The organism is Bacteroidota bacterium (assembly GCA_030706565.1).
GTDB lineage: Bacteria > Bacteroidota > Bacteroidia > Bacteroidales > JAUZOH01 > JAUZOH01.
Genome location: JAUZOH010000113.1, coordinates 1 through 10,588, shown reverse-complemented (window position 1 = coordinate 10,588; position 10,588 = coordinate 1). Strand labels below are relative to the sequence as shown.

Genomic DNA, 10,588 nt, shown 5'->3' with positions numbered 1-10,588 from the left:
GGGCGATACCAGAAGGTGGCGGTAAGTGTAGTTTTTGTAAATGTTTTCAAAGAAATCAAATATTTTCTGCACTTCCAGGGCAATCCGTTTATCTATGGTGAAAAAGAACACATCCGAATAAATCCGGGCATTGTCCTCATGAAAATTCCCGGTACTTATGCAGGCATAATTAACAAGTTGGTTATTCACCACCCGGGTAATGGAAACCAGTTTGCTATGCACCTTCAATCCTCTTACCCCAAAAAGGACTTTAGCGCCGGCCTCTTCGAGCTTCTTCGACCAGTAGATATTGGTACTCTCGTCAAAGCGGGCCTGAAGCTCAACCACTACCGTGACTTCTTTCCCGTTTCTTGCCGCATTGATCAAAGCAGCAATTACCTTTGAATTTTTAGCAATCCGGTAAAGGGTGATCTTTATTTTTTTAACATTGGGGTCTATCGCTGCTTCCCGGAGAAAATTGATAAAATGGGCAAACTTGTGATAGGGAAAATGCAGCAATAAATCCTGACTGGCAATCAAATCCAGGATACTGTTGTGAGTCAGAATAAGAGCATGAGGAACAGGCGGGCAACTGATATATTCCATATCCCTTGTCCCTATATTCGGAAAACCCATAAAATCCTTAAAATTGTGGTAACGGGCACCGGGAATAAAATTATCTTCTTTACCCAGCTTCAACTTTCGGGTAAGATAACGCAACATGTCGGGGGCAATAGAACTGTCGTACACAAAACGTACAGGCTGTCCTTTGGTGCGGTCCTTCACACTTTTTGAAATTTTTTCAAGAAAGCTTACCGATAGGTCATTATCAATATCCAGTTCGGCATCCCGGGTGATCTTGATGGTGTAAGCCTCAAAATGGTCGAAATTAAAAATATAAAATACTTCGCTCAAATTGTAACGAATAACATCATCAAGCAGAATGATATATTTCTTATCATTAACCGAAGGCAAAACGATAAACCGGGACAAATCGCTGGTGGGTATCTCTATCAAAGCATATTCAGGCTTTTTAGGAGCAGAATCTTTAGTAAGCTTTACTGCCAGATAGATAGATTTATCCCTCAAATTAGGGAAGCTGGATACTTCGCTCAACATGATGGGCGAAATAACAGGCATCACTTTTTCCTCAAAATATTCTTTGATAAAATTTTCCTGTTCCGGTTTGATCTGATTTTCGTTGATAATGAATATGTTCTGTTTTTTCAGTTGATTCAGTATAAAGCGATATATTTTATCAAACTTTTCCTGTTGCTTAATAACGATATTCTGAATTTTGTTAAGAACAACTTTGGGGCTTTCATCTATCAGGCTTTTAGAGCCTTTCCCTATATCAATCATTCTCTTCAATGTCGCTACGCGTACCTTAAAAAACTCATCCAGGTTATTGGAAAAAATACCCAGGAATTTTATGCGCTCCATCAAAGGGACTGCAGGATCTGAGGCTTCCTGAAGCACTCTATCATTAAATGACAACCAACTTATCTCCCTGTTTATAATAATTTTTTGCTTTCCCATCTCTTCTATTTGAGTAGCCTAACTTCAGTTTTTACAAATTAAGCAATTTTATTACAAACTTTAAAGTCAGAAAGTAAATTATATACTTGTCAATTAATGAAAAAATAAATCATTCGCCCATTTTATACATCCTTTCCATGAGTTTCCATGAATAAGGGTTAGCCGCTTCAACAGCCCCTGGTTTAAACAATATGTCACTTAAATTTTGAATTACCGAATTGGGAAATAGTTTCTCAAGATTGGTATCCAGAATACATAAATTAAAATTTCCGAACTGATAAAATTCAAAATCTTCAATTTCCGGATTCAGATTATGTGGACTTACAGCAGGAATGCCCGATTTGATCTCTTGCATTGCTTCAGTTTCATTAATGAAACAATATCTGAACCTGGAGGTCTTCCTGATCTTAAGCTGTCCGCCGGCAGCAGAGCCCGAAGTTTTTTCCATTCCGGAAATTCTTTCGGCCAACTGCCATTTTTCAGCAGCCGAAGCAGCAGCCGAGGACTGCTGAAACCTCGAGACGTAAGCCTCCCATTCCTCCTGCCTGGGTTTTGTTGCCAGGATGTCCATATCTTTTACATGATCGAAGCCGGGAACGGTATCCATAATCATAAAAAGCCTGTAATCGGAAAGATATATTTCCATGTCCAGGATGCCTACATCAATCATGCCCTGGGTTATTTCGGGCCATGCAGCTCCTTTTGCATGTACGGCTTTATATTTTACCATAAGCTCTGGATCAGGCTTCAGAAGTAAAAATTTACAATAACGTTTAATGTTCTTCATCTTTATAAAAATAAAACATTCATGATCCTGCAATTTATAACATAAAAAATTGCCAACCATGAATGTTTTTAAATTTTTAATCTGTGAATTCTAATTATTTTCCGGCAGAAAGCCCTGATTTACATAATTTGGAAGCATAGAAAAAGACATAAATAAAACATAAACAGGGAACCACATAACCATAATTAATTTTTCCGGTTAAATCAGACATTAATCCCATCAGTGCCGGGAATGCTGCACCTCCTATAATTGCCATGATCAGCCAGGATGAGCCAAGTTTGGTGTTTTCACCCAATCCTTTAAGGCTCAAGGCAAAAATTGTAGGGAACATAATGGACATAAAGAAACTGCTGATAATTAAAGCCCATAAACCGATATGCCCTCCTACAAAAATTCCGAACAAGGTTAAAATTACATTGATGGAGGAAAAAACAGACATGATATTATTGGGCTTAAAAAATTTCATCAGAGCTGTACCTACAAAACGGCCAATCATAAACAAGACAAGGGTAAGGGTGAGATAGTCGGCGGCAATTTTTTCGGGTGTTCCCGGAACATTATGTTGTGAATACCTGATCATAAAACTCCAGATGCCAACCTGTGCACCCACATAGCAAAATTGAGCCAATACGCCCAAAATAAAATGTTTTTGCTTAAATAAGTCCCTAAAACTTGCTTTATGCTGACTTTGCCCGGCCGTTTTATCCTCTGCCTCCCTGCCTTTAGGAAAGTGGACACAAAGAATAACAATAGCCCAGATTAAAACAACACAGCCAATAACCACATAAGGCATTTGAACTGCTCTTGTTTCAGTAGAAAGATAGGTTTGCCGTGCCACATCACTCATGCAATTAAGTTGCGCAGTAGTTTTTTCTATTCCCGAAAAAATGAAAGTTCTGCCTATTATCACACCGGTAATAGCGCCGATTGGGTTAAAGGCTTGTGACAAATTCAACCTTCGCTCAGAACTTTCGGCCGGTCCTAATACTGTAATGTAAGAATTGGAAGCTGTTTCAAGAAAAGATAATCCACAGGCCAAAACAAACAAGGCAGTCAGGAAATAACCATATACACAAGCCTGGGCTGCCGGATAGAACAAGAATGCGCCCAATGCATAAAATAACAAACCAATAACGATACCGGTTTTATAACCAAATTTTTTCATCAATGCTGCAGCCGGCATGGCCATGAAAAAATAGCCCAGATAAAAGGCAGACTGCACTAAGCTGGTTTGCAAATCGGATAACAAAAATGATTTTTTAAATTGCTTGATTAAAATATCATTCAGGTTATTAGCAACTCCCCACATGAAGAAAAGGCTGGTAACCAATATAAAAGGAATCAATATTTCCTTGCTTATACCAAATGCATGTTTAGCGGTACTTTTAGTTTTTTCAGCTGTTGTTGTTTCCAAAGTCATTTTATTCAATTAAATTAATAAGTTAATAATAAGTTACTTTTCATAATTCAACCAAGAACCGGGAAATTCCCCGAAAATATTTTTAGGTGCTTTCCCTGATTTCATTCTTTCAGTCCATTCTTAATCCGATTCATTCTCTGCCAGAGAAGCAACCAATCAGCTTCTTTTACGGGAAAAAAGCAACCGGACAAATATATCTTATCTGCCTGCAATTCTCGTTATCCGGGCAAAGTATAATACGTTAATTCACAATAAATATTACAGTTCCTACTTTTATCGTTTGCGGGCACGTTTTTTATAAAAATATATAGACATTCAGTTTTTTTATTTCATTCTTTCTTAAGAAAAACATTCCGCCAGGTTTATAATCTTCGCAACAATATATTGCGCCAAAGCTATAAAAAAACCATTTATATTTTCAGAAAAAAAATTATTTATTTCTTTAATTTACAGTTGATAATTTTACCTGAAAAATATCATTAACATGGTTTCTGATGCACAATTCATATTTTCATCTGCCTGTGATGGGGTCAAACCCGACAAACTTATTTTCAATAATCTAAAACTGAAAGATAATTTATTGTCTATCAAAAATTTCAGACTGGATCTCAGGACAATTGAACACATATATGTAATTGGTGCCGGCAAAGCCAGCGGTTTGATGGCACAGGCTGTTGAAACCCTCTTAGGGAATAAAATCGATGAAGGTTGCATTGGAGTAAAATATGGACATGCCTGTCAACTCAATAAAATAAACTGTATTGAAGCCGGGCATCCTATTCCAGATCACAACGGATTGACGGTTTCTCAGAGAATAATTCAACTTGCGCAAAAAGCGCAGGAAAACGATTTGGTCATTTGCCTCTTCTCGGGAGGCGGATCAGCATTGATGGCTGACTGCCCCACAGGTATAGCCCTGGATGACCTTCAGAATCTTTCGTCCCTCCTGCTGCGATGTGGGGCAAATATTTCTGAAATCAACGCTGTTCGTAAACACCTGTCCGCAATAAAAGGAGGCAATCTGGCAAAAATAATTTACCCGGCCACAGCACTCAGCCTGTTTTTATCGGATGTTGTGGGCGATTCAATGGATATCATTGCATCAGGTTCTACCGTACCTGATACCTCGACTTTTCAAAAGGCCATTGAGGTCATTGACAAGTACAAACTCAGGTTGGAAATTTCCACGGGAATAATTAAAATGTTAGAACTTGGTGTGGCAGGACTGATTCCAGAGACGCCCAAACCCGGGGATGAAATTTTTCTGAAAACGCATAATTTCATCATCGGGAATAACCGTACGGCCTTAGATGCAGCCCTAAATAAAGCGACAAAAATGGGATATTCCGTACGGATCATTACCAGTACGCTTACCGGGGAAGTTGAAGATATAGCACCCAGTTTAATCAGTCAGGCGCTGAAGGCCAAAAATGATTTTCCTGCCGGAGGGCCAGTCTGCCTCTTATTGGGTGGTGAAATCACGGTAAAAGTCAAGGGGGAAGGACTGGGAGGAAGAAATCAACATTTGGCACTGCTGGCTGCTTGCCTTTTGAAAGATTTGAAGGGGATCACCCTCCTGACGGCCGGGACTGACGGAACTGACGGCCCCACTGACGCAGCAGGGGCGGTTGTAAACTGTAATACGTACAATAAGGCAATAGCAAGGAATGTTCTTCCTGAAAAGTATTTAAAGGATTTCGACTCCTATCACTTTTTTGAAAAGGTTGGGGGACTGGTCATCAGTGGGCCTACACTGACAAATGTAATGGATATCATCATCATTCTTATTGAATGATATTTACAGAAAAAAAATCAGGCAGAATTTAAATTTAAAATTCTGCCTGAACGCTAAAATAATTTACTTTTTCAGATAGGTTTTATTCCCGTTTTTATTGATGTAATATTGTCCGCCCTTAGGACCCGAATAAACAGGTTGGCCTTCAGGCCCCTTTTTGCCGGGAATGATTTTATCACCCGCAGCCGGTTTTTCAGCTGGTTTGGTAAACTTTACAGTTGTTTTTTTTGCCTTTGAAACAGCCTCTGTTTTCTCGGCTTTGCCTTTAGTCATAGCCTTAGTCTTTTCACCTTCGGCTTTGGTTTTTACAGCAGACTTGGTTTTTTCTGCTTTAGCCTTACCTGTCTCTACAGCTTTACCTTTTTCAGCTTTTGCTTTTGAAACGGCCTGTGTTTTCTCTGTTTTGGCTTTTTGTTCAACACTCTTCTTTACAGCTTTTTTCTGAACCTGCTCAGTCTTGGCCTTCTTCTTTTCAACCTTAGCTTTCGTTTCCTGGGCATTGCAAATTAAAAGAGTAGTGAAAGCCATCAAAACGATTGATGCAACAATTTTCTTCATAGTTTTTGACTTTTAAGTTTTTAATTAAGAGAAATTTACTATTTTTTTTGAAATAATTTCCAGAATTTTAAAAAATCATGAAAAAAAACTATGTAAGACAATATTCGTCGACCAAAATTATACAGATTATAATTTTAGTTTGTTAATCAAATTTCGATATTCCCTTCAAAAACGAAGGTTGCAGGACCTTCCAGCCATATATTTTTAAATTCCTGATCGGATACTTTTTCAAAACTTACTTTCAGCTCCCCTCCCAGTGTAGAAATATCATAGGAATTTCTACCGGACTTGCTTTTCAGGGCAGTGCTTATGGCAGAAGCAGTTACTCCGGTCCCACAGGAATAGGTTTCATCTTCAACTCCGCGTTCATAAGTACGGACAAAAATATGGGCATCAGAGATATGTTCAACAAAATTCACATTGGTGCCCTCAGCTTTAAACCGTTGGTTATATCTTATTTTACGGCCTTCGGAAAAGACATCCATATTTTTTACATCCTGAACAAAAGTCACAAAATGCGGCGAACCTGTATTGAGGTAAAAATAACCGGTTCCGGCTTCAACTTCATGAACATCGTTCATTTTAAGTCTAACAATTCCTGATGCCGGATCAATAAAGGATTCATGAACAGCATCAATAGCCTGAAAATGTGCGTGCTCTTCAACAATACCCAGTTTCTTTGCAAAAGCAGTGATACATCTTCCTCCATTGCCACACATGGTACTTTCACGGCCATCAGAATTATAGTATTTCATCTGAAAATCAAGCGAGGAATGATTATCAAGCAACATCAGTCCATCGGCTCCTATTCCAAACCTTCTGTCACAAATTCCTTTTATCTGACTTACTGAAAGGGCCAAATGGGCATTACGATTGTCGACCAGCACAAAATCATTGCCTGCCCCCTGATACTTGTTAAAATGAACCAACATTTAATTTGGGATTAAAAAATTGTTAATTTATAATTTTCTGACAACATCCAGAACATTTTTGCGTTTTACATGCATAAAATTAAAGCAAAAGTACCATTAATAATTTAATTTTTTAGGAGTACAAGCTAAACAATTCTTGATTTTAAATGTTGAATGCAAGGATATTTAAAAAGATTTAAATTGGAATGAAACCTTAAACGGAGGTCAGTTTGAACTTCTGCTTTATGGATTCCGGTTTAATCCCAAAATCATATAATTCATGATTAACTTAACGTCAAATTCTTAAATTTTTAAATGAAGATGAAGAAGAGTAACTTAAGAAGAACTTTTTTAACAGTTTTATTTTGTGGTTTGATAATCACCTCGGTCAGTGCCAAAGCAATCCAAAACAGCCGGATTCAAAGCAGTGTATCAAGAGGTCAGGAAAGGCTATACGGACCGGCAGAAAAATTCCAGAATGATCCGGTCGATTTCACTTATGCTGCTGAAAAAACGGTGCATGCCGTGGTGCATGTCAAAACAAAGTCTTTGGGAAGTGCCAAAAACATGATTGATTCGGATAATCCTTTTTATGATTTCTTTTTTGGTGACAGGAATATTACTCCCCAGCCTGTTTTAGGATTCGGTTCAGGGGTAATCATTTCAGCCGATGGATATATAATTACCAACAACCATGTTATTGACAAAGCCGATTCCATACAGGTCGTTTTAAATGATAAAAGGGAATATACGGCAAAGGTAATTGGTACGGATCCCAGCACAGATATTGCCCTGCTGAAGATAGATGAAAAAGACCTCCCTTTCATCACTTACGGGAACTCGGATGATCTGAAAATTGGCGAATGGGTACTGGCAGTTGGCAATCCTTATAACCTTACCTCTACTGTAACAGCCGGAATAGTCAGTGCCAAAGGCAGGAACATTAACCTGCTTGGCGAGAACAGCAAATCGCCCATAGAATCGTTCATTCAGACCGATGCAGCAGTAAATCCCGGCAACAGCGGCGGAGCTTTGGTCAATACAAAAGGAGAACTGGTAGGAATCAATACGGCGATTGCCACCCCCACCGGAGCTTATTCGGGCAATTCGTTTGCCGTTCCTGTAAACATTGCCAAAAAGGTTGTTGCCGATTTAATGAAATATGGCGAAGTACAAAGGGCCGTTTTGGGTGTAATCATTCAAGACGTAGATGCCTCTTTAGCCAAAAGTAAAAAAATAGATAAAATTGAAGGAGTATATATTGCCAAAGTAGTTGAAAAAGGTAGCGCAGCTGCCGCCGGAATAAAAGAAGGCGATGTGGTTGTTAAAGTAAACGATAATGAAATCAACAATACGGCCAGCCTGCAGGAAGAGATCAACAAGTTCCACCCCAATGATAAAGTCATGGTTACGGTAATGAGGGATAATAAAATGAAACAATTTGAGGTAACTTTACGTAACATGCAGGGACGTACAAAGATGATCAGCAAAGAAGCCCTGGTAGGAACATTAGGAGCCAGTTTCGAAGAAATTTCCGCTGAAGAGAAAAAAGACCTGAAAATATCCCATGGAGTGAAAGTAATAGAACTTCAGAATGGAAAACTGAAAAAAGCCGGAGTTGAAGAAGGGTTTATTATCATGGAAATAAACAACAAACCTGTTGTCAGCGTTGATGATATCAGGAGTGTTATTGCCAAGACTAAGGGCGGTGTTTTCATTCAGGGCATTTATCCCGATGGGAATGTTGCTTACTACGCTTTTGGCATGTAACTGACCAACAAGGATTCTTCATCAGGTTGTGATGTTTTTAATTTACAATCTGATGAAGGAATCATATAAAAGTTTAAAGATAATTGAAAGTTACCTGAAAAATGAGTAACTTTGCAAAAAATTCGAGGCATTATAATGAGACAATTAAAAATCACAAAATCAATTACTAACAGAGAAAGTGCTTCCCTTGACAAATACTTGCAAGAGATAGGGAGAGAAGAACTGATTACTGTTGAGGAAGAAGTTGAGTTGGCACAAAGGATTAAAAAGGGAGACAGGGCTGCACTTGAAAAATTAACAAGAGCAAATTTGAGATTTGTGGTTTCAGTAGCAAAACAATATCAAAATCAAGGATTAAGTTTACCCGATTTGATCAATGAAGGAAACTTAGGATTAATTAAAGCAGCCGAGAAATTTGATGAGACCAGAGGTTTTAAGTTCATTTCCTATGCTGTATGGTGGATTCGTCAGTCCATTTTGCAGGCATTGGCCGAACAATCCAGAATTGTCCGTTTACCTCTGAATCAGGTTGGCTCCTTAAATAAGATTAACAAGGCCTATTCCAAATTCGAACAGGAGTTTGAGCGTACCCCGTCTCCTGAAGAACTTGCCGATGCCCTGGAATTACCTAAAGAAAAGGTTTCCGACACCCTGAGGGTTTCGGGACGGCACGTATCCGTTGATGCTCCTTTTGTTGACGGTGAAGACAACAGCTTGCTGGATGTTTTGGTAAACAATGATTCGCCAAATGCTGACAGGCGGCTGATCAACGAATCCCTTTCCAAAGAAATCGACCGCGCACTCTCTACCCTGACCGAACGCGAAAGAGACATCATCAAACTTTTCTTTGGCATTGGAATTCAGGAAATGACTTTGGAAGAAATAGGAGAAAAATTCGGACTTACCCGCGAACGGGTCCGTCAGATTAAAGAGAAAGCTATTCGCCGCTTACGTCATACCTCACGTAGTAAATTACTGAAGACGTATCTGGGTTAATTTTTTTATTTTTTATTTTCATTTTTTCCGCTTAAATGATGAATTTAAGCGGTTTTTTTATATGTAGAGACGGGATATACCTTGTCTCTATGGGGATTTTACCCCTTCTTCTTTTTCCTGTACAGGGTTGGCGACAGCCCCATGGTCTGGTTAAAAAGGCGGGAAAAATAAAACACATCGTCAAACCCCAGCTGGGCGGAAATCTCCTTTACCTGCATGTCCGAAAAATCCAACAACTGACAGGCTTTTTGTATCTTCAGGTCATTAAAATAGGCCATTGGCGAATGCAGGGTCTTGGCCTTAAATACCTTTGAATAATGGGAAACCGACAAACCACAGCTCGAAGCCAGGTCCTCCAGCCTGATTTTTTCCTGGATGTGGTCGTTCATATATAATATACCTTTTTCAACAATATCGTGTCTCTTCGCCTCATTGGTGCGCTGAAACTGTGCGGTATATTTGAAGGAGCCCAGCAGGCGCCACAGGCAAATGCTTGAATATTCAAGGTTCTCAATGCTGTAACCCATCGACAGGTTTTCGTAAATCTCCTTAAACATTGCGGTAATCCTTTCCCTGTTCCGCGAACTTTCGTTGGTTTCCATATCCCTGATTTTTAAAATGTCATCCACAAAACGTCCGGCAATATCTCCTTTAAAATGTATCCAATAAATAGTCCAGGGCGAAGCCTTATCAGCGCCATACGAATGAGGTACCTGGGCGGGAATAATAAAAAACTGGTTTTCTGACAGAGTTTTTCTTCCGCCCTGGCATTCCACCCAGCCCTTACCCTTCACGCAATAAATCAATATATTCTGGTCACAGCCATGTTTACG

The 10,588-nt window shown here is 39.1% G+C and carries 8 protein-coding genes and 1 pseudogene; 3 read left to right on the top strand and 6 right to left on the bottom strand.

The features are described from left to right. The 3 genes and pseudogenes from ppk1 to fucP form a co-directional block, all read right to left on the bottom strand. Positions 1 to 1,518 (bottom strand): polyphosphate kinase 1 (gene ppk1 / locus Q8907_07750; GenBank protein ID MDP4274155.1); only part of this gene is annotated, 1,518 nt, incomplete at its 3' end. 439 nt (positions 1,519 to 1,957) lie between these two features. Beyond that, positions 1,958 to 2,305: pseudogene (locus tag Q8907_07745) on the bottom strand (L-rhamnose mutarotase). Between the two features lie 94 nt (positions 2,306 to 2,399). Further along, on the bottom strand, positions 2,400 to 3,719 hold the full coding sequence (gene fucP / locus Q8907_07740) for an L-fucose:H+ symporter permease (protein ID MDP4274154.1): 1,320 nt from the start codon (positions 3,717 to 3,719) through the stop codon (positions 2,400 to 2,402). A gap of 490 nt (positions 3,720 to 4,209) precedes the next feature. On the opposite strand from fucP, the gene Q8907_07735 reads away from it, so the two are divergent. Then, complete coding sequence (locus Q8907_07735) at positions 4,210 to 5,520, top strand: glycerate kinase (protein MDP4274153.1); 1,311 nt, start codon at positions 4,210 to 4,212, stop codon at positions 5,518 to 5,520. Positions 5,521 to 5,583: 63 nt separating this feature from the next. On the opposite strand, the gene Q8907_07730 is transcribed toward Q8907_07735, so the two are convergent. After that, positions 5,584 to 6,078, bottom strand: coding sequence for a hypothetical protein (locus tag Q8907_07730; protein MDP4274152.1), 495 nt, complete (start codon positions 6,076 to 6,078; stop codon positions 5,584 to 5,586). Between the two features lie 146 nt (positions 6,079 to 6,224). Further along, the gene (dapF, locus tag Q8907_07725; GenBank protein MDP4274151.1) at positions 6,225 to 7,010 is read right to left on the bottom strand and encodes a diaminopimelate epimerase; all 786 of its coding nucleotides are present in this window, start codon (positions 7,008 to 7,010) and stop codon (positions 6,225 to 6,227) included. A gap of 300 nt (positions 7,011 to 7,310) precedes the next feature. Here dapF and Q8907_07720 point away from each other — a divergent pair, with 300 nt between their 5' ends. Then, entirely contained in the window at positions 7,311 to 8,759 is a 1,449-nt protein-coding gene (locus tag Q8907_07720) for a Do family serine endopeptidase (protein ID MDP4274150.1), read from the top strand. 135 nt (positions 8,760 to 8,894) lie between these two features. After that, on the top strand, positions 8,895 to 9,755 hold the full coding sequence (locus Q8907_07715; protein MDP4274149.1) for an RNA polymerase sigma factor RpoD/SigA: 861 nt from the start codon (positions 8,895 to 8,897) through the stop codon (positions 9,753 to 9,755). 98 nt (positions 9,756 to 9,853) lie between these two features. On the opposite strand, the gene Q8907_07710 is transcribed toward Q8907_07715, so the two are convergent. Beyond that, on the bottom strand, positions 9,854 to 10,588 hold a 735-nt coding region (locus Q8907_07710), incomplete at its 5' end, for an AraC family transcriptional regulator (protein ID MDP4274148.1).